At 72.4% G+C, this 21,010-nt stretch carries 21 protein-coding genes; 8 read left to right on the top strand and 13 right to left on the bottom strand.

The features are described 5' to 3' along the window. Positions 1–34: 34 nt before the first annotated feature. A complete protein-coding gene (locus tag E1202_RS07075) occupies positions 35–619 on the top strand; it encodes a cysteine hydrolase (protein WP_132681753.1) in 585 nt (194 codons plus the stop codon). Here E1202_RS07075 and E1202_RS07080 read toward each other — a convergent pair whose 3' ends face one another. From E1202_RS07080 to E1202_RS07095, 5 genes are all read right to left on the bottom strand, one after another. Then, entirely contained in the window at positions 620–1,168 is a 549-nt protein-coding gene (locus tag E1202_RS07080; RefSeq protein ID WP_132681754.1) for a GNAT family N-acetyltransferase, read from the bottom strand. It abuts the gene before it with no gap. Between the two features lie 276 nt (positions 1,169–1,444). After that, entirely contained in the window at positions 1,445–1,924 is a 480-nt protein-coding gene (locus E1202_RS07085) for a DUF4396 domain-containing protein (RefSeq protein ID WP_132681755.1), read from the bottom strand. Positions 1,925–2,335: 411 nt separating this feature from the next. Continuing rightward, positions 2,336–3,109, bottom strand: a complete 774-nt coding sequence (locus E1202_RS07090; protein ID WP_132681756.1) for an HpcH/HpaI aldolase family protein — start codon at positions 3,107–3,109, stop codon at positions 2,336–2,338. 92 nt (positions 3,110–3,201) lie between these two features. Beyond that, on the bottom strand, positions 3,202–3,375 hold the full coding sequence (locus tag E1202_RS31295; protein ID WP_165943763.1) for a hypothetical protein: 174 nt from the start codon (positions 3,373–3,375) through the stop codon (positions 3,202–3,204). A gap of 155 nt (positions 3,376–3,530) precedes the next feature. Then, positions 3,531–4,640: an amidohydrolase family protein gene (locus E1202_RS07095; RefSeq protein ID WP_207918494.1), complete on the bottom strand. Its 1,110-nt coding sequence runs from the start codon at positions 4,638–4,640 to the stop codon at positions 3,531–3,533. 152 nt (positions 4,641–4,792) lie between these two features. On the opposite strand from E1202_RS07095, the gene E1202_RS07100 reads away from it, so the two are divergent. Then, entirely contained in the window at positions 4,793–5,317 is a 525-nt protein-coding gene (locus E1202_RS07100) for an EF-hand domain-containing protein (protein ID WP_235877820.1), read from the top strand. Here E1202_RS07100 and E1202_RS07105 read toward each other — a convergent pair. From E1202_RS07105 to E1202_RS07140, 8 genes are read right to left on the bottom strand one after another with little or no spacing between them, the layout of a single operon-like run. Next, positions 5,281–6,900, bottom strand: coding sequence for a class I adenylate-forming enzyme family protein (locus E1202_RS07105; protein ID WP_132681758.1), 1,620 nt, complete (start codon positions 6,898–6,900; stop codon positions 5,281–5,283). The genes E1202_RS07100 and E1202_RS07105 overlap by 37 nt on opposite strands. Further along, on the bottom strand, positions 6,897–8,387 hold the full coding sequence (locus E1202_RS07110) for a CoA transferase (protein ID WP_132681759.1): 1,491 nt from the start codon (positions 8,385–8,387) through the stop codon (positions 6,897–6,899). The genes E1202_RS07105 and E1202_RS07110 overlap by 4 nt, the downstream gene beginning before the upstream one ends. Beyond that, complete coding sequence (locus tag E1202_RS07115; protein WP_132681760.1) at positions 8,384–9,163, bottom strand: class I SAM-dependent methyltransferase; 780 nt, start codon at positions 9,161–9,163, stop codon at positions 8,384–8,386. The genes E1202_RS07110 and E1202_RS07115 overlap by 4 nt, the downstream gene beginning before the upstream one ends. Beyond that, positions 9,160–10,743, bottom strand: coding sequence for a class I adenylate-forming enzyme family protein (locus E1202_RS07120; protein WP_328590959.1), 1,584 nt, complete (start codon positions 10,741–10,743; stop codon positions 9,160–9,162). The genes E1202_RS07115 and E1202_RS07120 overlap by 4 nt, the downstream gene beginning before the upstream one ends. Positions 10,744–10,757: 14 nt before the next feature. After that, positions 10,758–12,050 (bottom strand): protoporphyrinogen/coproporphyrinogen oxidase, encoded by a 1,293-nt coding sequence (locus tag E1202_RS07125; RefSeq protein ID WP_132681761.1) that lies wholly within the window; start codon positions 12,048–12,050, stop codon positions 10,758–10,760. Beyond that, complete coding sequence (locus tag E1202_RS07130) at positions 12,047–12,970, bottom strand: UbiA family prenyltransferase (protein WP_132681762.1); 924 nt, start codon at positions 12,968–12,970, stop codon at positions 12,047–12,049. Before E1202_RS07130 ends, E1202_RS07125 begins: the two co-directional genes overlap by 4 nt. After that, entirely contained in the window at positions 12,960–14,078 is a 1,119-nt protein-coding gene (locus E1202_RS07135) for a DegT/DnrJ/EryC1/StrS family aminotransferase (protein WP_132681763.1), read from the bottom strand. The genes E1202_RS07130 and E1202_RS07135 overlap by 11 nt, the downstream gene beginning before the upstream one ends. Beyond that, complete coding sequence (locus tag E1202_RS07140; RefSeq protein ID WP_132681764.1) at positions 14,078–15,244, bottom strand: DegT/DnrJ/EryC1/StrS family aminotransferase; 1,167 nt, start codon at positions 15,242–15,244, stop codon at positions 14,078–14,080. The genes E1202_RS07135 and E1202_RS07140 overlap by 1 nt, the downstream gene beginning before the upstream one ends. A 231-nt stretch (positions 15,245–15,475) precedes the next feature. On the opposite strand from E1202_RS07140, the gene E1202_RS07145 reads away from it, so the two are divergent. Genes E1202_RS07145 through E1202_RS07170 form a run of 6 tightly spaced genes read left to right on the top strand, consistent with a single transcriptional unit; the run spans position 15,476 to position 20,943 of the window. Beyond that, complete coding sequence (locus tag E1202_RS07145; RefSeq protein ID WP_132681765.1) at positions 15,476–16,438, top strand: Gfo/Idh/MocA family oxidoreductase; 963 nt, start codon at positions 15,476–15,478, stop codon at positions 16,436–16,438. Further along, positions 16,428–17,267: a sugar phosphate isomerase/epimerase family protein gene (locus E1202_RS07150; protein ID WP_132681766.1), complete on the top strand. Its 840-nt coding sequence runs from the start codon at positions 16,428–16,430 to the stop codon at positions 17,265–17,267. Before E1202_RS07145 ends, E1202_RS07150 begins: the two co-directional genes overlap by 11 nt. Continuing rightward, on the top strand, positions 17,267–18,550 hold the full coding sequence (locus E1202_RS07155) for a M20/M25/M40 family metallo-hydrolase (protein ID WP_132681767.1): 1,284 nt from the start codon (positions 17,267–17,269) through the stop codon (positions 18,548–18,550). Before E1202_RS07150 ends, E1202_RS07155 begins: the two co-directional genes overlap by 1 nt. Beyond that, positions 18,534–19,601 (top strand): Ldh family oxidoreductase, encoded by a 1,068-nt coding sequence (locus E1202_RS07160; RefSeq protein ID WP_132681768.1) that lies wholly within the window; start codon positions 18,534–18,536, stop codon positions 19,599–19,601. The genes E1202_RS07155 and E1202_RS07160 overlap by 17 nt, the downstream gene beginning before the upstream one ends. Further along, on the top strand, positions 19,601–20,485 hold the full coding sequence (locus tag E1202_RS07165; RefSeq protein WP_132681769.1) for a Gfo/Idh/MocA family protein: 885 nt from the start codon (positions 19,601–19,603) through the stop codon (positions 20,483–20,485). The genes E1202_RS07160 and E1202_RS07165 overlap by 1 nt, the downstream gene beginning before the upstream one ends. Beyond that, a complete protein-coding gene (locus tag E1202_RS07170) occupies positions 20,482–20,943 on the top strand; it encodes a DUF6917 domain-containing protein (protein ID WP_207918495.1) in 462 nt (153 codons plus the stop codon). The genes E1202_RS07165 and E1202_RS07170 overlap by 4 nt, the downstream gene beginning before the upstream one ends. Positions 20,944–21,010 lie beyond the last annotated feature (67 nt).

Here is a 21,010-nt window from a genome sequence, read left to right on the forward strand (position 1 = left end):
ACCACCAGGCGGTTTCATCGGGCACGATTCGGGCATGGCGAACGGTTCACACGCGATTCTGGCGCTGCACTGGCAGGTCAACGTGATCAAGCCCGAGGGGTTCTTCGGCGGCATGCTCGCCGGCCCGGTGGCCCGCAGCGGCGTGGTCGAGCGGGCGGCGCGCTTTCACGCCGAGGCGGCCGCGCCGGTGGTGTTCACCCGCTTCACCGTCCCGGAGGGCGAGGGGCGGCTGGTGCGCAACACCGAGTTCATGCGCGCGGTCGGCGAGGCCCAGGAACGTTTCCGCCCCGACTCCCCCGGCGCGCAGCTGATCCCGGAGATGTCCGGCGCCCTGGACGTGGTGGACAACCAGAAGCTCTCCGGTCTCGCGGGCAACGACCTGGCCGACCGCTTGACCGCTCGGGGGATCGACACGCTGTTCCTCACCGGCGTCGCCACGAACCTCACGGTCGAGCAGACCGCCCGCCACGCCACCGATCTGGGCTTCACCGCCCACGTGGTCACCGATTGCACGACGGCGGCGGACCCGGCCGCGCACGAAGCGGCCGTGGCGAACCTGAACCTCACGACCGCCGGTTGCCTGAGCAGCGCCGAGGCCCTCGCGCGCCTCGGCGGGTGATCACCTGGCCGGACGGGGGCTGAAGTCCGCCGGGGTGAAGGTGAAGACGGTGTAGGCGCGGTCGTCGAGGGTGAACCGGGTGTGCTTGTTCATGCCGAGCGCCCGGTGCACCTTCAACGCGCGCTGGTTGGTGTTCTCGACGAACACCGCGGCGCTGGGGTACCGGTCACCGAGCATGAGGGCCATGCCCGACAGCAGCATCCGGACTACGCCCTTGCCGCGGTACTTCGGCGCGACCACCACCGGGCCGCAGTGCAGGACGGGACCTTCGAGGTTCTTGGTCAGCACGACCGTCCGCTGCGCCGGCCCGGGCAGCGCGCTGTCCGCTTCCGAGGTCAGCACGACCCCGGCGAGCTCGTCCTTGTCCTCCACCAGGAACGTGCCGGGACCACCGGTGAACGCCTCCAGCGCCTCCTCGTCCCACTCGCCCGGGACGAACCCCTGCTCCCCGCGCTCGTCCTCGGGCACGGCGCTCTCCTGAGCGGACTGGAGCAGCGCGAGGATCGCGGGCCGGTCCTCCTTGGTGGCGAGACGAACAGACATCGGCATGACCCGAGCCTAACCGGGCCCGTCACCAGCGGCGTTGGCCGGTTCAGGTCGACGCCGGGCCGAACGGCTCATCGGTTCCTGGCCTGCTGATGAAGAATGCGGCGGAGCCGCATCCTCTCCACCACCCGAGGCACTGGCACCGCCGCGGGTTCTCAGCGCCTTCGTGGCGAGCACGCCGGGACGCCGCGTACGACATGCTCAAGGAGCGGCGCACGGAGTCCCCTTCGGGGGTTTCCGCTACCCGCACCGCCCCGCAGAGCAAGACCTCAACAGCCTTCAGTGGTACTGGTGCACCACGGCGTGGCCCTTGCCTCGGCTGATCAGAACGCGGTTGACCGGGACGGTGAGGACGAAGGCGATGGCCAGGGCCGCGGCGAGCGAGAGCCAGAACAGCCAACTGGTCAGGCCCGCGTCCATGGCACCCGGGATGAGCACCATGAACAGGTTGTCGACGATCTCCATGACGGTGATCGACAGGGTGTCCGCGGCGAAGGCGACGCCGATGGCCGCGCCGAGGCCGACGCCCGCGCGCAGCACGGGGACGATCGTCAGGCTGTAGCCGAACAGGAAGGCCAGCGCGATCGCGAGCACGATGGTGGCCAGGTCCCCCCAGCCCAGCGCGGTACCGATGACCATGCCGAGGACTTCGCCGATGGCGCAGCCGGTCAGGCAGTGCGCCGTGGCGCTGATCGCCGATCGGGTCAGCGCGCGACCGTCCTGCTGCTCGACACCGGCGTGGTGGTGCTCGTGGTCCATGACGCCTCCCCGCAACGGTCCACCTTCAACCTGGAATCGAAAATACCCCTAGGGGGTAGGGGTGTCAACGATCGACATCGACCTCTGGACGAGGCTTCTGACCTGCGAATTCGGGGCCGGGAAAAATCTGTTGCCGAGGGAACCGGAGGCGGCATAGCCTGCGGGCACACAGGAAAGGAGGTGGTCCGACGTTGAATACCAACAGGACTTGTGAGGTGGCTGTCCGCTAGGACCGCCCACGGCACAACAGCCGACCCGACGTGCGTGAATCCCGAAATCCTGTGGATCCCGACGCGGGAGAGCGGTCGGCGAATACCAGGCAGCTACCCGGCCCCGGAGCCCCGAACTGCGTCCGGTTCGGCCTTCTCACCGAGGAGGAAACGGCTCCGGGGCTGCTGCGCGCTCAGGGCCTCAGCGCTGCGCCGATCCCGTGGCCGCGCGCAGGTGACCGGTTGCGGCGGCCTCCAGGTGCACCAGGTCGCAGGAGATGCTGGCGAAGGTGTAGCCCTGGGCGAGTCGCGGCCCGGCCCCCTCGCCGTCGGAGACGTGGAACCCGGCGGCGATGCCCGCCTCGGCCGCCGCGCTCTGAATCGTCTCGACCGCTACCTCGAACTCCTCGGCCACGTCGGGATCACCCGGGAAGGCACCGCCGACGGCCAGGCACAGGTCGGCCGGGCCGACGTAGACCCCGTCGAGCCCCGGGGTCGCGCAGATCTCGCGAACGTTGGCCAGGCCCTGCGCGGTCTCGATCATCGCGACCACCACAGTCGACTCGTCCGCTTCGATCGGCCGGGGACCGACTCGCAGGCCCGACCGCATCGGACCGTAGGAGCGGCGCCCGCGCGGCGGGTAGCGGGTCGCCTCGACCGCAGCGGCCGCGTCCTCGGGAGTGTCGACCAGCGGGACGATGACTCCGGCGGCTCCCGCGTCCAGGGCGTGACCGATCCCGCTGGGCTCGTTCGCCGCGACGCGGACCAGGCCTTTCGCGCCGCCGGCGGCATCGATGGCCAGCAGCGCGTTGATCATGCCGGAGTGGCCGATGAGCCCGTGCTGGACGTCGACGACCAGGTAGTCGTAGCCCACCCGCGCGATCCGCTCGGTGGCCGCCGGGGCGTCCAACGCGATCCAGTACCCGACGAGCTCCTCACGAGCGCGCAGTTCGCGCGCGAATTCGGCTGCGGACACGATGTTTCCTCCCGGCGTGGCGATCGGCTGCTCTCAGGTCGTTCCTACCGACCCGCACACCGCGTTCCAACAGCCCGCGCCGGGGCGTCGACTCACAGACCGAACAACGACACGACCGAGACCAGAGCCAGACCCACTACAGCGAGTGCACCGGAGGTCGCCGCGAGGCGCTGCGCGACGACCTTGCGGCCGACCATCGCAGCGGCCGTTCCGACTATCAGCGCGAGCGGGATCAGCACAGCGCACAGCAGGTCAAGAGGCGCCATCGCCTGATCCCTCCCCGTAACGACGTCGTCAACTCCCGGTGGGCGGCCACCAACGTAACGATCAGGGGCGCCACCGTCCACACCTCACGGTGCGTGATGTCGGGCACTTGGCTCGAATCCGCCACCGCCCACCGCGTCGTCGCCACGGATCCGGCTCAGCGCAGGCGGTAGACGCGCTCGGCGTTGTGGCGGCCGATCATGCGGGCCACCCGGACCGCGTCGTCGAAGGACCAGTCGCCGGATTCGACGTGGTGGGCCAGCGCCCGGCTCATCCCGCTGCGCCAGAGCCGGGCGCCGAGGTGGTGCAGCTCCGGCAGGCCCCAGGCGTCGGAGGAGTAGAGGGCTTTGGCGAACGGGGCGAGCTCCAGGGATTCGGCGATCACCGCGGCCGAGCGCGCTCCGGTGTGGTTGATCGCCAGTCCGACGTCGAAGTGGACGTGCGGGAAGACCTGGGCGAGGTAGGCGGCGTTGCGGTGGAACGGGTAGCAGTGCAACAGCAGCAGGTCCACGCCGCGCGGCTCGACGTTCTTGATGAACCGGGTCAGCAGCAGCGGATCGCAGCGGTGCAGCTCCAGGTCGGGATCGCCGTAGGCGGTGTGCAGCTGGATCGGCAGTCCGCGCTCCACACCCGCCCACAGCGCGAACCGCAGCAGCACCGGATCGCTCACCCGGGTGGCGCCCTGCCGGAGCCACGCGCCGGCCGCCCGGACGACCTCGGCCTCGCCGGGCGGCTCCGGGTCGAAGTCGAAGCCGTACCGGTAGGCGATGATGCTCTTCAGGCCCACCGCCGACCGGCTCGCCAACGCCTCGCGGAACCGCGACGGCAGCTCCGCCGCCGACACCCCGGATTCGGCGACCTCCTCCAGCACCGCTTCCAGGCGGACGACCTCGTGAACCGGCCTTCCCGCCAGCCCGGCGAACTCCGCTACGCCGAGACCGCTGTCGAGGCCGGTCTCGAGCAGCACGCACCCGACTCCGGACGCGTCGAGCATCCTCCGGGTCACCTCGTTCCAGCCCAGCGTTCCCCTGACCGCCAGGTACTCCTCCGGCGCGGCGTGCGGCGCCAGCCCCAGCACCGGGGCGCACCACCGCCGCACCGCGAACCCGAGCGGCGAGTCGAACTGCGTCATCCACGGCGGAACGGCGCGGTCGGACTCGGTGAGCAGGCCTTCGAACTCCGCGCGCCCCGGATCAGCGGGCAGCACCCCGTGCGCGTGGTGATCCACCAGCGCGATCCCCTCGATCTCCGCGGCCAACGACTCCACGAGCACCACCTCTCGAAACCGGGCGCGCCCTAATGTACCCAGTTCTCGCGGGCGCGGCGCGCGATCCGGCGAGATGATCGGACCCGGGTTATTGTCGTTTCGCTCCAGCGGAATTCACAGTCTATTGTGGATGGTGTCGAGTGGATCGGTGTGTGGCGCAGGGCCGGATCAAGACCCGGTTCGCCCGGTGGGACCTCGCCGGCAGCGGCGAGCTGACCCGCCAGGACGTCGAGCGCGAGGCCGAGCGGATCGCCGGGGCCTTCGGCGTCGACCCGGCCGACCCGGCGGCCGCGCGCCTTCGCGCCTCCCTCGGCGCGCTCTTCGACCTCTGCGCCGATCAGGCCGGGGTTTCCCGCGACGGAACGATCACCGAAGCCCAGTTCTCCACCCTCTCCGAAGACCTGATCTTCGAGCAGGGCGAAGCCGCGTTCAACCGCGCGCTGCGCCCCGTCATCGGCGGCGTCGTCGGCGTGTGCGACCGCGACGGGGACGGCAAGCTCGACCGCGCCGAGTTCATCCGCTGGCTGGTCATCCTCGGCCTCGACGAGGAGCGGGCCGAGGAGGCCTTCGAGCGCATCGACGTCGGCCGCCGCGGAACGCTGTGCCTCGACGAACTGCTCTCAGCCATCCGCGGATACCACTACGGCCGGCTCGACGAGGAGCTCATCGCGGGCTGATCCGCGGCGAAGCGCTCGACGGCGATCGCGGTGACCGTGCGGCGGCAGACCTTGCCGGTCGGCGCCAGCGGCAGTTCCGGCAACCGGAGCAGGAACTCCGGGAGCTTGCGCCGTTCCAGCCCGCGGTCCCCCTCCAGGAACGCCGTGACCTCGCCCAACGTCAGGTCCTCGCTCCCGGCGGCCTGGCTGATGCAGGCGCACAGCCGCTCCCCCAGCTCATCGTCGGGCACCGCGACGCACGCCACGTCCACCACGCCGGGATGCGCGCCGATCTCCCGCTCCACCTCGGCCGGGCTGATCTGGAAACCGCCGCGCGACACGGCGTTGTCCAGCCTGCCGAGCACGTGCAGCCGCCCGAGCTCGTCCAGCAGGCCCCGGTCGCCGCTGCGCACCCACCCGCCGCGCGTGCGGTAGCGCTCGTCGAGCTCGGCGTCGGCGACGTAGCTCAGCGGCGTCATCGGCCCGCGCGCCCAGATCTCCCCGGCCTCGCCGGGACCTGCGTCGCGCCCGAGCTCGTCGACGATGCGGATCTCGGCGACCTCAGGGTCCGGCGAGCCGGTTCCCGTCCCCTCGCCCGTGCCGGTGAGCGCCGTGTGGCAGTTGATGCCGTCGGAGGAGCCGTAGACGGTGATGACGCGCGCGGCGAACCGGCGGGTGCACGCGCGGGCGGTGACGTCCGACAGCGGTGCCGCGCTGGACACCACCGCTCGCAGGCTCGACAGGTCCTCGTCCGCCTCGGCGGGGTGCTCGGTGAGCCTGCGCAGCATCGTGGGCACGCCGAACAGGTGGGTCGGCCGGTGCCGTGTGATCGCGCGGAGCGCGTCGCCCGCGTCGAAGCGGTCCTGCAGGACGACCGTCGCGCCGAGCGCGGCGATGCTCACGTGGGTGACGAGCGAGCCGTAGGAGGACGCGAGCTTCATCAGCGCCAGGGCCCGCATCGGCTCGTCGCCGCCGCTCAAGGCCCGCACGTAGTTGGCCCGGCCGCCCGCCATCGCGTTGTGCGAGTAGGCGATCATCTTCGGTTCGGACTGCGAGCCGGAGGTGACCAGGATGCGCACCGGCGCTTCGGGGTCGAGCTCAGGCGGGTGCCAGTCGGCGCCGCTGTCGAGGTCGTCGAAGACGTGCGCCGCGCGCAGCGTCGGCAGTCCGGCGGCGACCTCGGCGTCAGCGGGGTCGCCGAAAATGCCCGCTGCGGCTCGGGAACGCCCGAGCAGGCTGATCGTGTCCTTGGTCCCGGGCCCTCCGGGGTAGGCCAGCACCACGGCTCCGATGGCGGCGACCGCGAGTTCCGCGACCACCAAGCGCCACCCGTTGGGCAACCGGATCCCGATGATGTCGCCCTCGCCGAACCCCTCGGCGCTCAGCGCGGCGGCCACGCGCCGCACCGCCTGGTCGAGGTCCTGGTAGGTCAGCGTCACCTCGCCGTCGATGACGGCTTCGCGTCTCGGGTGCGACCGGACCCTGTCGGTGAACAGGTCGTAGATCGGCCGGTCCGGGCACAGTCCCTGCTCGACCCAGTGCGCGCGCAGTTCGGCGGGCACCAGGTCGCGGATCTCGATCCCGTTGCGCGACGTCCAGGTCATGCGAACTCCCAAGGAGGTTGCGGTGACACGTGCGTGGTGTGGTTCAGGGCGCGCTTGAACCGCGGGTCGGCGGCGAGTTCCCGCAGGTCGGTGCACACCGGTGTGCCGTCGGGCAGCACCCACCGGCCATCCCGCTCCAGCAGCCGGGCCGGCCCTGCCGGGGTTCGGGGGATGACGCCCGCGCCAGAGTAGAGCGAGCTGTCCACGCGGGCGCCGAGCCCGGTGCGCTCGCGGCGCAGCAGCGCCGCCAGGACGCCTGCCGCGCAGACCAGTCCGCCCATGATGTCGGTGAGCGTCAGCAGCGACGGCGCGCGGTCCGGTTCGGTGGCGGCCAGGCCGCTGTGGGCCTGCACGAGGAAATCGGTGCCCAGCGGCGGATCCGGCCAGGGCAGCGGCGCCCACCCCGACGACCACGCGTAGACCAGACCGGGCCGGACGCGGGCGAGGTCGTCGGCGTCGAGTCCGCGGCGTTCGGCACGGCCGGGCGCCCAGTTGTGCACGAAGGCGTCCGCGGCGGCGACGAGTTCGCGCAGTTCCTCCCGCCCGGCAGCGGTTTTCAGATCGGCCTCGGTGATGCGCTTGCCGTCGTTGAGCACGCGGAACCGGGCCGAGCGGTCTCCCGAGATCGGCGGGATGCCGCGCATCGGGTCGCCGCCCGGCGGCTCGACGCGGATGATCTCGGCGCCGAGCATCCGCAGCACGTGACCGGCCATCGGGCCCTGGATCCGGCGGGTCGACTCGACGACGACGATCCCGTCCAGCGGTTCACCTCCCGCCCGGGGACGGGAGCTCGACGATCCGGGCAGGTCGCGGAAGGTGCAGGCGGGGACGGTCGTCGGCTGGCCCGGGTCGTCGCGGACCGGCAGGACGCCGACCTCGGCCCGCGCGGCGGCCTTCAGCAGGTCGCGGAAGGGGAACCGGCGCGGGAGGCCCAGCAGGGCTTCCGGGAGCGCGCAGGAGGCGGTGGCGAAGCGCTGCTGGAACGGCCACCAGCCTGCGGCGACGTCGGCGGGTTCGGCACCGAGGTGGGCCCAGAACCGTTGCCAGCCTTCGGGATGCAGCGTTTCGAGCTCGAACCGGATGCCGTCCTGCGAGCGGAACGGCGGGCGCGGTCCGGAGCTCCACCGCTCGTCCCACTCGTCGTCGGTGGTGGCCACCGCGAGGTGCTGGCCCACCGCCAGCAGCGCCGCCTGCGCGACGGAGGTCCGCACCGCCTCGATCCGAGCGCCGCGCGCCCGCGCCAGCGCGGCCGCCAGCATCCCGTGGACTGCCAGGACACCGGCCACGGCCGAGGCGTAGTCGACGCCGAGTCGCCTCGGAATCCCGGACGCCCGCCCGTGGACGTGCATGATCCCGCAGGCCGCCTGCACGGCGGATTCGTCGCGCAACGCCATCTCCACCGGCCCGGCCCAGTCGACGTCGCACCAGACGGCGGGGGCCTCACCGAACTCGCGGAGCAGGCCGGCCGCCACCCGCTCGGCGATCATGACGGCTTCCTGCCCTGCACCGAGTGCAGAACGCTCGACGACGCCCGGAAGCCCGGGTCGCGCATGACCTCGCGCACCCGGACCAGCTCCGCCTCGGTCATCCCGGCCGCCAGCAGACCGTCCCGCAGGTGGAAGGTGTGGTTGTACTGCAGCGCGAGCTCCGGCGAGCCCGCGTGGCGGGAACCGATGTGCGGGCGCGGATCGACGTCGACCAGCCCGGCCGCGCGCATCGCCAGCGGCGCCTTGCGGCCCCACTCCGGGTCGCCTCCCCGGGAGCGCATGTGACCGGTCTTCGCCGCGAGGAACTTCTCGTACACCGCGGCGTCGGTGGCCAGCAGCACCGGCTCGTAGCCGGTGTCCAGGTCGTCGACCTGCAGCCATCCGCCGGGCTTCAGCGCCGCGACCAGCTCGCGCAGCACCGCGTTCCGCTCCGGGAGGTGCTGCAGCAGCATGCGGACCACGATCAGGTCGAAGCGCTCGGCGGGAAGCGGATCGGTGGTGATGTCGTGCACCGCGACGGTCAGGTTCGGGTGCGCTTCGACGTCAGCGGGGTGGATGTCGGTGGCCAGCACGCTTCCGGACGGGGCGACCTGCTCCGCCAGCCAGCGGGCGATGCTGCCGTGCCCGGTGCCGACGTCGAGGCAGTGCCAGCCGTCGGTGACGCCGGTGGCGGCCAGCCGCCCGGTGGTGATGGGGTCGTAGGAGGCCGCGATGCAGCGGTGCTGCTCGGCGCCGTGCGGACCGCCGTTGGTGAAGACGTAGATCGGGGCCGTCATGTCCACCGCCCGGTTCCGTAGGTCTCGGCGTTCCCGGTGAGCCGGTCCAGCAGTTCCAGCCTGCGCACCTTGCCGGTACCGGTTCTCGGCACGTCCTCCCACCTCAGGACGACGGGTGCGGACATCGCGGGCAGTCCGTGGCAGGCGTGGCGCCAGGTGTGCTCGGACAGCTCGCCGTCGCCGGTGATCACGACCGGCAGCGGAGGTTGGTCGGCGCGGGCCAGCAGCACGCATTCGGTCGCGCGCGGGATCCGCTCTTCCAGCGTGTCCTCGGTGGCCACGCAGCTGCCTTCGGGCGCGCAGTCGACCTCGCGGTCGACCAGGTGCACGCTGCCGTCCCTGCCGCGGATGCCGAGATCGCCGGTGTTCCACCAGTTTCCGACCTTCTTGGCGGCGAACCGCTCCGATTCGCCGAGGTAGTCCAGGCACAGGGCGCGGGTCCGGGCCAGCAGCAGCCCCGGTTCTCCGGGCCGCACCGGCTGGAAGGTGCCGGGATCCACCAGCTTCAGGCGCGTCTTCACCGGGATCGGCCGGCCCGCCGGGTGCGTGGCGGAGCGCCGCCGCTGCACCGAGCCGCGGTGGTGCAACCGGAACGTCAGCGGACCGGTCTCGGTCTGGCCGAACCCGTCCAGCCACAGCGGTCGCTTCCGCCCGCTGGCCTTGAGGAACGCCCGCACTGTGGGCGGGTGCACGGCGTCGTAGGTGCTGATGAACAGCCGGGTGCGGTGGAACGGGTTGGCCAGCCGCGTGGTCAGCGGCTTGAGCCGCACGAACGCGGCGGGCAGCGCCTCCACGACGGTCGGCGGGTGCTGCCGGAGCACCGGGTCGACCTGGTCGGGGTCCTGACCGGTCAGGACGACGATCTCGCGCGGTGCGGTGCTCACGGCCACGGCCGTCCAGCAGAACGTCCGCCCGTGGGCGTAGGAGCTGGCGGTGGCCAGCACGTCGTCCTTGCGGATGCCCACGACCGGCGTCGGGAGCGATTCGAAGCGGGCGAGGTTGGTGATGATCGACCGGGTCGAGTGCACCACGAGCTTGGGCACGCCGGTGGTGCCGGAGGTGTGGGTGATGACCAGCGGTTCGTCGTCCCCGCGCCGGTGCGGCGGCGCAGCGGTGCTCCCGCGCAGCTCGTCGAGGTGGACAGAGCCCGGGGCCGGTCCCGTGCTGACCGTCGTGCGCGCGAACGAGGCCAGGTCCACGCCTTCCTCGGCGGCCCGCTCGATCAGCCGGGGCGAGGTCACCAGGACGTCCGGTTCCAGCCGTTTCAGCAGCGCCGAAGCCGTTTCGGCGGGAAGGGCGCCGGACAGCTTCGCGGGCACGGCACCGGTGCGAACGGCGGCGCAGGCGAGCAGGTCGATGTCCCAGTGGTCGTCCTTGAGGATCGCCACCCTGCTGCCGGGCCGCGCGCCCGCCGCCCACCACCAGCCGGAGGCCGCCCGCACGAGTTCGGCGAGCGCGGGCACGTCGTGCTCGATGCCGGCGTCGGGCGCGATGTCGAACGGGCGGTCCAGGTGCACCGCGGTGGCGTGACCTCGCGAGGCGGCTCGGTCGAAGAGCGCACCCATGTCGTGTGGACGCAACGCGAACTCCTTCGTCAGACCGGAATGGCGGAACCGAACCTGCTCAGCGCGCGGGAGGCGGCCAGCGCGGCGGTGCGGACCGCCCCTTCGCTGTGCGGGCGCAGGTTCACCCAGTCCCCCGCGTAGTCCACCGGCCCGATCGCGCGTCCCCGGAAGCCCGGCAGCGCGGCGAGGGCCGCCGGGGTGCACTCGGGCAGCGCGCAGGTGTGGCGGTGGACGTGCGCCGCGCCGCTGACCGGCAGGTAGCGCCGCGCGGCCTCGGTGACGCGGGAGGCCACCTCGTGGTCGGGCGCGGCGAGGAGTTCCCGGGTGGATTCGGCGTTGACGACCGCCGTCACCATGCCCTTGCCCGCCGGCACGCGGCCCGGGTGCTTGAGGTGGTCGAAGAGGATCGCCGCCAGCACGTCCTCCTCGGCGCGCGGGGTGATCAGCAGGGAGGGCCTGCCGGGCAGCGCGACCGGGGCGTCGAGCGGGACGGCCACCTTGATCGCCGAGGTGAAGGTGCACGCGGTCAGGAATTCCGCTTCCGCCGCGGGCGGATTGGCGTGCAGCGCGGCGGCGACCGGGGCCGGCACGCACAGCAGCACCTGCCGTGCGGTGACGACGTCCTCCCCCACCCGAAGCCGCGCGGAGTCACCGTCGGCGACCACCTCGCTCACCGGCTGCCCGGTGACCACGTCGAGCTCGGCGGCCATGCGGCGGCAGGGCTGGTCCATGCCCTCCCAGTAGGTGCGCCAGGTCGAGGTGGCGCCGACCGCCCGCTGCATGCCGAGCAGCACCGCGGCCGAGGACCGCCGCGGGTCCCAGAGGCAGAACGACGCGGCGGGCTGCAGCAGGTAGTCGTGCAGGTCGGGGTGGTGGTGCGAGGCGAGCTCGGTCACCGTGGCATCGCCCAGGCTCGAACTCTCCGGGCGCTCCGGGTCGATGCGCGTCGGCAGCCGCAGCAGGTCCAGTCGTGCGCGCGGGGACAGCCCGGCTCCGGTGAGCAGGCCGCGCGCGGAACCGAACCCGAGGTGCGCCTCGCCGTCCCGCCACATCGCGATGGGCCTGCCGATCGGCGGCACGTCGGCCGGGCGGAAGTCCAATCGGCGCAGCAGGTCCCAGGTCGCCGGGTAGCCGCGCGGGGAGATCTGCTCGGCGCCGGTGTCGATCGCGTACCCGTCGACGCGGGCGGTGGCCATGCGCCCGCCGACGCGCTCGGCCGCTTCGTAGACCCGCACGTCCAGCCCGGCGCGGCGCAGTTCGCGGGCGGCGGTGAGCCCGGCGATGCCCGCTCCCACGACGGCCACGTCCACATCGGTGCTCATCCGATCGCCACCAGGACGTTGGCCAGCACCAGCAGGGCCACGCACGTGCGGTGCGCGGTGAAGCCGAGCTTGCGCGCCCGCATGATGTCCCCGGCAGCGAAACCCAGGTGGTACTGCCGCGCGCGCAGCGCGGTGGCGGGCAGCACCAGCAACGCGAACCACCACGGCGCCACCCCGGTGAGCGACGCCAAGGCGCCCAGCAGGAACTCGCCCACCGACAGCGCGCCGATGAACCGGGCGTTGCCGCGCCCGGTGGTCAGCGCGGCGACGGTCGGGCGGCCCACGGCGCGGTCGCCGTCGACGTCGTTGGTGTTGGAGTACACCCCGAACATCAGCGGGCCCATCCCGAACAGCACCGCCTGCACCAGCACGAACCCGGAGAACTGACCGGTGATCAGACCGTGCGGCGCCAGCACCAGGGTCATGCCCAGCACCACCAGGAACGCCTCCTGGAAACCGCGGTAGCTGAGCTTGAGCCCGTAGGAGTACTGCAACGCGGCGGCGAACACCACGACGAGCAGCACCACGCTCCACATCGGACGGTGCGGAGCGGTCAGCACCGCTGCCGTCCACAGGGCGGCTCCGATCGCCGCCGCGCCCCAGGCGAACCGCAGCGCCTGCGCCTCGGTCAGCGTTCCGGCGACCAGCGGTTTGCGGAGCTTCTTGCGCAGCCGGTCGTCGGGTCCGTAGTTGACCAGGTCGCTGCCGTCGCGGTAGCCGGTGACGTCGTCGAAGGCGACCCCGGCCACGATCACCGCGACCTCGCCGAGCAGAAACAGCAGCAGCGTCACCGGTTCGGCGGGTGCGGCCGAGGCGACGATCAGGACGCCCAGGTAGTAGTCGTAGACGTCGAACTTGCCGAGCCGCAGGTAGTCGTGAACGCTGCCGGCCGGGCGGTGCCCCACGACCTCAGCGGACATGCGGGCCCTCGCTGAACTCGCGCACGGCGTCGGCGACGCGCTCGACCTCGTCGTCGGACAGGTGCGGGTACACCGGCAGCGCCAGGATCCTCGCGCAGGTGCGCTCGGCGCCCGGCCACTCCTCGCCCACCGGGGCGTGCGGTGCGAACGCGGGCTGCTTCGGCAGCGGACTCGGGTAGTACACGTGCGAGCCGATCCCGCGCGCGGCGAGGAAGGCGCGCAGCTCGTCGCGCCGGTCGCTCTGCACGCAGTAGACGTAGTAGCACCGGCCGTCGCGCCCGGGCGGCGGTGGGACGACGTCGGCCAGCGGGGTGAAGCACGCCGTGTAGCGGTCGGCGATGTCGGCGCGGCGCGCGAGGCGTTCGGCGAACCCGGAGTAGCGGTAGGTCTGGAACGCGGCCTGGATCTCGTCGAATCGGCTGTTGGTGCCCACCAGCTCGTGCACGAACCGGGTCCGCTGGCCGTGGTTGCGCAGCATCCGCACCCGCGCGCCCAGCTCGGCGTCGCGGGTCACCACCGCACCGCCCTCCCCCGGCATGCCGAAGGACTTGACCTGCACGAACGAGTAGACGCCCGCCTCGCCCCACAACCCGGCCGGAGTTCCCGCCAGGACCGCGCCCTGCGCGACCGCGGAGTCCTCGACGAGCCGCACCCCGCGCGAGGCGGCGATCTCGGTCAACCGGGGCATGTCGGCCATGACCGAGAACATGTGCGCGGGCATGATCGCCTTGGTGCGGTGGGTGATCCGCGCGGCCACGTCCTCGGGGTCGACGACCCCGGTGCCCGCGTCGACGTCGGCGAACACGGGCTGCGCGCCGACCTCCAGCACGGCCGAGGCCAGCGGAGCGCACCCGAAGGCCGGGACCACGACCTCGTCACCGGGACCGATCTCCATCGCGCGCAGCACGAGGCCCAGCGCGCTGGTGCCGCTGCCGCAGGCGACGACGTCGGCCGCGCCGAGGTCGTCGCGCAGCGTCTCCTCGAAGACCCGGGTGCGCTCGCCGAGGATGAACTTCTGCTCCGGTGCCACGCCGATCTCGCGGATGAGGTCGAGCATCACCTTGCGGTCGTCGTCGAACAGGTCGGGCGGGAAGAACGGGATCTCCATCAGGGCCTCCCGGTGTAGAACTCGCGGATCGTCGCGCACACCCGGTCGACCTGCTCGTGCTCCAGGTCGGCGTGCAGCGGGAGCGCGAGGGCTCGGGCGCTGGCGGTCTCGGCGCGCGGGAAGTCGCCCCGGCGGTGGCCGTGCGCGGCGAAGCACGGCTGCAGGTGCAGCGGTGCCGGGTAGTAGACCTCGGTGCCGATGCCCCGCTCGGCGAGGTGTTCGGCCAGCGCGTCGCGGAGCTCGACCTCGATCAGCTGCACGTAGAACACCGGCGCGTCGCCGGGATCCGGCAAGCGCACGATGCCGTCCAGGCCGGCCCGGTAGCGCTCGGCGAGCTCGGCGCGGCGGGCGATGTCGTCGTCGAGGTGCCGCAGCTTGGCGAGCAGGATCGCGGCCTGGATGTCGTCCATCTTGCTGTTGGTGCCCGCCATCGCGGTCTCGGTGGAGATCGCCGGGAAGTCGTCGAGGGTCCGGCCGACCCGCCCGTGGTGGCGCAGCGCCGCGACGGTGTCGGCCACGTGGTCGTCGTCGGTGAGGACCGCGCCAGCGTCGCCGAGCGCGCCGAGCGTCTTGGTGGGGAAGAACGACAGCACGCCGCCCGCACCGTGCAGGCCCGCGTGGACGCCGCCGTGGCGCATGCCGATCGCCTCAGCGCTGTCCTCGACCACCGTCAGCCCGAGGTCGCGCGCGACCTCGTTGATCCCGTCCACGTCGGCCATCCGGCAGAACAGGTGCGCGGGCATCACGAAGCGGGTGCGCGATGTGGCGACCCGGGCGATCTCGACCGGGTCCAGCGCGTAGGTGGCCGGGTCGATGTCGGCGAACACCGGTGTGCTGCCGGCGAGGACCACGGCCGTGGCGGTGGCGATGAAGGAGTACGCGGGGACCACGACCTCGTCGCCGGAGCGGACGCCGAGGGCCCGCAGCAGCAGGACCAGCGCATCGGTCCCGCTGTTGACGCCGACCACCCGCCGCGCACCGGTACATTCCGCGAGCGCGGTCTCGAGTTCGCCGACCTGCTGCCCGTGGGAGAACTTCCCGTTGTCGAAGACGTCGCAGATGCGGCCGCTGATCTCCGGCCAGAGCCTTTCGAAGGTGCGCGCCTGGGTGAAGAACGGAACAGGACCTTCCGCGACTCCCCCAACGAATTCCGTCCCGAGGGACACCGTCGACCAACCCCCTGTGAAGCGCTCGGTACCGCTGCCGGACCTAGATCGAACCTAACGAGTCCTGATCGTCTCCGACGGCTGGAAGAGCCATCTTCACTCCTTTCAGTGAGACACCGTTTTTCCGTCGGCAGAACGACTTCCGGCTCCCGAGGCGATCTGTACAGTCGGCCGGAGCCGGGATCTCCGGCGCGCCCACCTCACCTACTGGTCCACAGAGGACATCGTGCGATGCTGCAACCCTTCGTGATCGGGCTCGGCCGTGCCGGATCGGGCCTGCACCTGCGGGTGCTGGCGCAGGTCCGCGAGACCGCGTCCGGGCTGTTCGCACCCGGTCCCGTGGTGGCCTGCGACCCCGACGCCAGACGGCACCGGCCGGACGTCACCGCGACCGACTCGATCGCCGCCGCGTCCGCGCTGCTCGACCCGAACCGCACCGTCGCCCACGTCTGCACGCCGCCGCAGGGGCGCGCGGCGGTCCTCGCCGAACTCGCCGAGCGCGGGTTCCGCCGCATCATCGTCGAGAAACCGCTGGCCACCGGCCTGGACGAGCTGGCGGCGATCAGCGCGTTGCGCGACCGGCACGACCTGGACATCGCGGTGGTCAGCCACTGGCTCGACTCCCGCCTCACCGAGCACCTGACCGGGCTGGTCGCGCGCGGCAGACTGCGGTCGATCACCTTCGACCAGGACAAACCCCGCTTCACCCGGTCCTGCGCGACCAGCGGGCACCCGACCGCGTTCGACGTGGAGCTGCCGCACTCGCTCGGCGTCGTGCTGCGGCTGGCCGGTGCCGCCGAGCTCGCCGAGGCCGAGTGCGCCGACATGCGCTTCGCCGACACCGTGCTGCCCAGGCTGGGAAGCGCCCGGCTGGCGCTGATGCACGCGAGCGGTGTGCGCAGCGAGATCCGATCCGACCTGACCGCGCCGATCCGGCGCCGCCGCATCACCCTCGAACTCGACGGCGGCCGGGTCGTCGGCCACTACCCGATCGGGGCCGACGACGACCACGCGCAGCTCGACATCAACGGCCGCAGAGCGGTTTTCCGCGACGACGCGCTGACCCGCTGGATGGTCCGCACCTACCTCCACCACCTCCGGCCCGCCGGCGAGCACGGCACCTTCGGCCTGCACGCCGACATCATCCGACTGCTCACCGCGGCCAAGGAGAGGACGCTCGCGCATGCACGCTGACCAGCTCGCCGGGATCGGCGACGAAGCCGCCGCCACACTGCCGGAGCAGATCGCCGCGATCACCGAGCTCGGCTGGTCCGGCATCGAGCTGCGCGCGGTCGACGGCCTCGCACTGGCCGATCTGGACTCCTCCCGGTTCCTGCGGGTGCACCGGGCGGTCCGGGCCGCCGGGCTGCGCGTGGTGTGCCTGGATTCGCGCATCGGCAACTGGTCACGTCCCATCACCGCGCCACCGACGGCCGACCTGCGCGAACTCGACGTGCTGGCCGAGCGGTGCGCGAGCCTGGGCACCCGCTACATCAGGATCATGTCCTACCTCTCCGACGGTCTGGAGGAACCGGAGTGGCAGGCGCGAGTGCTGGACCGGATCGCGCTGCTGGGCGACCGAGCGGCCCGCCACGGCGTGGTGCTGCTGCACGAGAACTGCTCGGGCTGGGCGGAGTCGGACCCCGAGCGGATGCTGCGGCTTGTGGACGCCGGTGGGCCGTGCCTGCGGCTGCTGTTCGACGTGGGCAACGGCGTCGAGCACGGCTACGACGCCGTCGCCGTGCTGCAGCGGATCCTGCCGCACGTCGAGCACGTGCACGTCAAGGACGCCGTCGGCTCCCCCGGCCACGCCGAGTACGTGCTCCCCGGTGACGGCGACGCGCGCGTGCGCGAGTGCCTGCGGATGCTGCTCGACCACGGTTACCCCGGCGTGTTCTCCCTCGAACCGCACCTGCTCACGCGGCCGCACGAGGGACTGACCGCCACCGATCCTGATCCGTTCCTGCGGGCCGGGCGACGGCTGGCGGAGCTGTTGCAGACCGCACCCACCGGCGTCGCCTGATGCCCTTCACCGACGACGACTGCGCGCTGCTGCTGGAACTGCTGGGAACGCCGACGGTCAGCCCGCTGGAGACCGCGGAGACCCCGCAGCTCTGGCCGGCCCAGCGCCGCTACGCCCGCGCCGCCGAGGAGATCGGGTTCCAGGTGCTGCACCACGGCCCGCCCGATCCGAGGGTGCTCGACCGCTCCGACGTGCCCGCAGTCGTCCGCCGAGCGGGGCCTGGCTTCCTCGACGCGCAGCCGAGCCTGCTGCTGCGGCTCGGGCCCGACCTGCCGCGATCGGAGACGGTGATGTTCAACGTGCACCTGGACACCGTCGCGGGTCTCGAACCCGCCGGCCTGCACGCGGGGCGGTTCACCGGTCGCGGCTCGATCGACGCGAAAGGCCCCTCGGTGGCGCTGCTCTCGGGAATTCGGGACGCCGTCGCCGCCGAACCCTCGGTGGGGCAGGACGTTTCCGTTCTGCTGCAGGTGGTGTCGGGCGAGGAGGGCGGTGCGATGGGCACCTTCGGCACCCGCCCGCTCGTCGAGCGCGGTCACGTCGGCCGGCTCAACATCTGCTGCGAACCCACCGGCCTGCGCTACCTGCCGCGATCCACGGCGTCGATGACCGCGCGGATCCGGGTCGACGGCCACGGGTCGATCGACGACCGGCCCGACGCCGGCCACAACGCGACCGTCCTGCTCGGCTTCCTCGCCCAGCACCTGGCCGACCGGCTCGATCCGGCCGACCGCCCCGGCCGGTTGTGCGTCGCCGGACTGCGCACCGGTGACCTGCACAACCGCGTCTACGGCTCCGGTGAACTGCTGCTCAACCTCTCCTACGCCACCACGGCTGAAGGCGCCGACGCCGAGGGCGCGCTGCACCGCGAGGTCGAGGCCGGGCTCGACCGGTTCCGCGAGCTGTTCACCGGGAGCCGCGAGTTCGCCCGCACCGCGCGGGACGCGGCGGCGATCACCCGCGTCGACTGGCTCAAGCGCGGCCTGCCCTGCCTGAACAACAGCGACCCGTGGGCCGAAGACCTGCTCGCCCGCTCCGGCGCGCAGCGCTGGCCGGACGACGAACCGGGCTTCACCTGCGACGCGATATGGCTGCACGACCGGCCCGGCAGCTACACCGCCGTGCTCGGGCCCGGCCGCCTGGACACCAACAACGCCCACGCCGAAGGCGAGTACGCCGACCGCGCCGAGCTGGAGGAGTTCGCGGCCGTCGTCTCGGCCGTGCTCACCGGATTCGCCCGGCAACGCACCGGAGAGGAACACCACGATGCACCCGCAGCCTGACGTCGTGCAGGTCCCGCACGAACGACTGCACCGCCTGGTCACCGAGCAGTTCCGCGCACGCGGCGTGCCCGACGATCGCGCCCGGCTGGCGGCCTCCGCGCTGTGCCACGGCGACCTGTGCGGCTTCGACTCGCACGGGGTGTTCAACCTCCCCCGCCTGTACCTGCCGCTGTTCGGCGCAGACCGCGTCGACCCGCGCGCCGAGCCGGTCACCCGGACCGATCTGGGCGCGTGCGCGACGATCGACGCCGGACGTGCGCTGGGCCTGTGGGCGGCGTCGGAGGCGATGGACGACGCGATCGAGCGCGCCCGGCAGCACGGGATCGGCCTGGTGTCGGTGCACGGCGCCACCCACTTCGGCTGCGCCGGTTTTCACGCGGCACGCGCCGCGGAGCAGGGCCTGATCGGTGTCGTCGCGAGCAACTGCGGCGGTCAGCGCATCGCCCGTCCTCCGCGGGGTTCGCTGCCGCTGCTGGGCACCAATCCCCTCGCGGTGGCCGCACCGGCGTTGCCCGACCACCCGTTCCTGCTGGACATGAGCACGACCGTGGTGCCCACCGGCAAGGTCCGGGTCGCCGCCGGAGACGGTGCGGCGATCCCGCAGGGGTGGCTGGCCGACGACACCGGGAGCCCGGTCACCGATCCCAGCGCCTTCGACGACGGCACCGCCCACCTGCGCTGGCTCGGCGGAGACGCCGACACCGGCGTCTACAAGGGATTCGGCCTCGGACTGGTCGTCGAACTCCTCTCCGCCCTGCTGTCCGGTTCCGCCCTCGGGCCCACCCGGGAGGCGCTGCTCGGCGACACCGGGCGCGACGACGACATCGGCTACTTCGTGCTGGCCATCGACGGCGAGCGGCTGCGTCCCGGTTTCGCCGAGGCCGCGCGGGCGATGTTCGGCGCGGTGCTCGACTGCCCGCCCACCGGCGAGGTGCGCTACCCGGGCTGGCGGGAGGCGGAGCGGGCGATGCGACGGCGGCGGGACGGCGTTCCGGTCCGGCGAGGGCTGCTCGTGCAGCTGCTCGAACTCGACGAAGCGGTGGTCGGCTGATGCGCCGCGTCGCGGTCGTCGGGCTCGGCGCCATCTCGGCGTACTACCTCGCCGCCATCGAGGCCGACCCGGACTGGCGGCTGAGCGCGGTGTGCGACGTGCGCCCCGAGAAGCTGCGCGGCTTCGCACCGGAGGTCCACCGCTCCCAGGACCACCAAGAGCTGTTCGGACGCGTCGAGCTCGACGGTGTCATCGTCACCGCCCCCAACGACGTCCACGCCGAGGTCTGCCGGGACGCGCTGAGCCGCGGCATCGCGGTGTGCGTGGAGAAACCCCTCGCGGTCGCCCTGGCCGACGCCCGCGAGCTGGTGGATCTGTCCAGGCTGATGGGAGTACCGCTGCTGACCTCCTTCCACCGCCGCTACAACGACAACGTGCTCCGGCTGCGCTCCGAGGTGGCCGCGCGCGGCGGGGCGACGGCGATGCGGGTGCGCTACCTCGAACGCATCGAGGAGCACATCGGCGGCGACACCTGGTACCTCGACCCGGCGCGCTGCGGAGGCGGGTGCGTGGCCGACAACGGGCCCAACGCCTTCGACCTCGTCCGGCTGCTCCTCGGTGACGTCGAGCTCGCGCACGCCGCGGTCAAGCAGGAGCGCGGCACCGACCGGCAGGCCGTCGTCGAGCTGGACTCGGCCTCCGGGGTCCCGGCCGTCGTCGAGCTGGACTGGTCGCACCCGGGCGAGACCAAGGACGTGGAGGTGCTGCTGGCGGACGGAGCTCGGCTGCGCGCCGACATGCTGGCCGGGCATCCGGGGTTCAAGAACTCGCTGTGGCACGAGTACCGCGGGGTGCTCGACACCTTCGCCTCCACGACCGGCACCGATGCCGACGGGCTGGCGGCGCTGGAACTCGTGCACGCGGTCTACCGGGAGGTGCGGTGAACCCCGAGGAGGACGGTCCGAAGAGGACGTTGACGGCACGGGTCGTCAAGGTCCTGGTGCATCAGCGCCACGAGCGGGGAATGTCGCTCGAGCCGCACGCGAGCCGCTGCGTCCGGGCCGGTGACGTGCACGAACTCGTCACCACCGACCACGTCGAGACGGCGTCGGGAGCGCGCATCGACCGGGTGGCGTTCCTCGGCTTCGCCGAGTTCGGCCAGGGCGGCGTGATCGACCGCGGCGACCTGCTCCGCATCGGCGACCGCTTCGTCGGCACCGTGCTCGGCTTCGACGCCTGCCACTTCCCCAACCACTACAACATCCTCGTCCACACCGACACACCGCTCAGCGGCGGCGATCTGGGGCTCAGGCCGGAGGCAGAGCTGTCCTTCGCCCAGACCCCGGAAGCGGCGGTAGTCGCTTCCCGGGTGGGCCTCAGCGCGCACCGCCGCGGGTTCTGAGGCGGTGCTCCTGCGAGGACGCGCCGACGTGGTCACGTGGACGGACGGGAGTCGGCGCGCCCGGAGC

Origin of the sequence: Saccharopolyspora karakumensis, from assembly GCF_004349225.1 — a bacterium.
GTDB lineage: Bacteria > Actinomycetota > Actinomycetes > Mycobacteriales > Pseudonocardiaceae > Saccharopolyspora > Saccharopolyspora endophytica.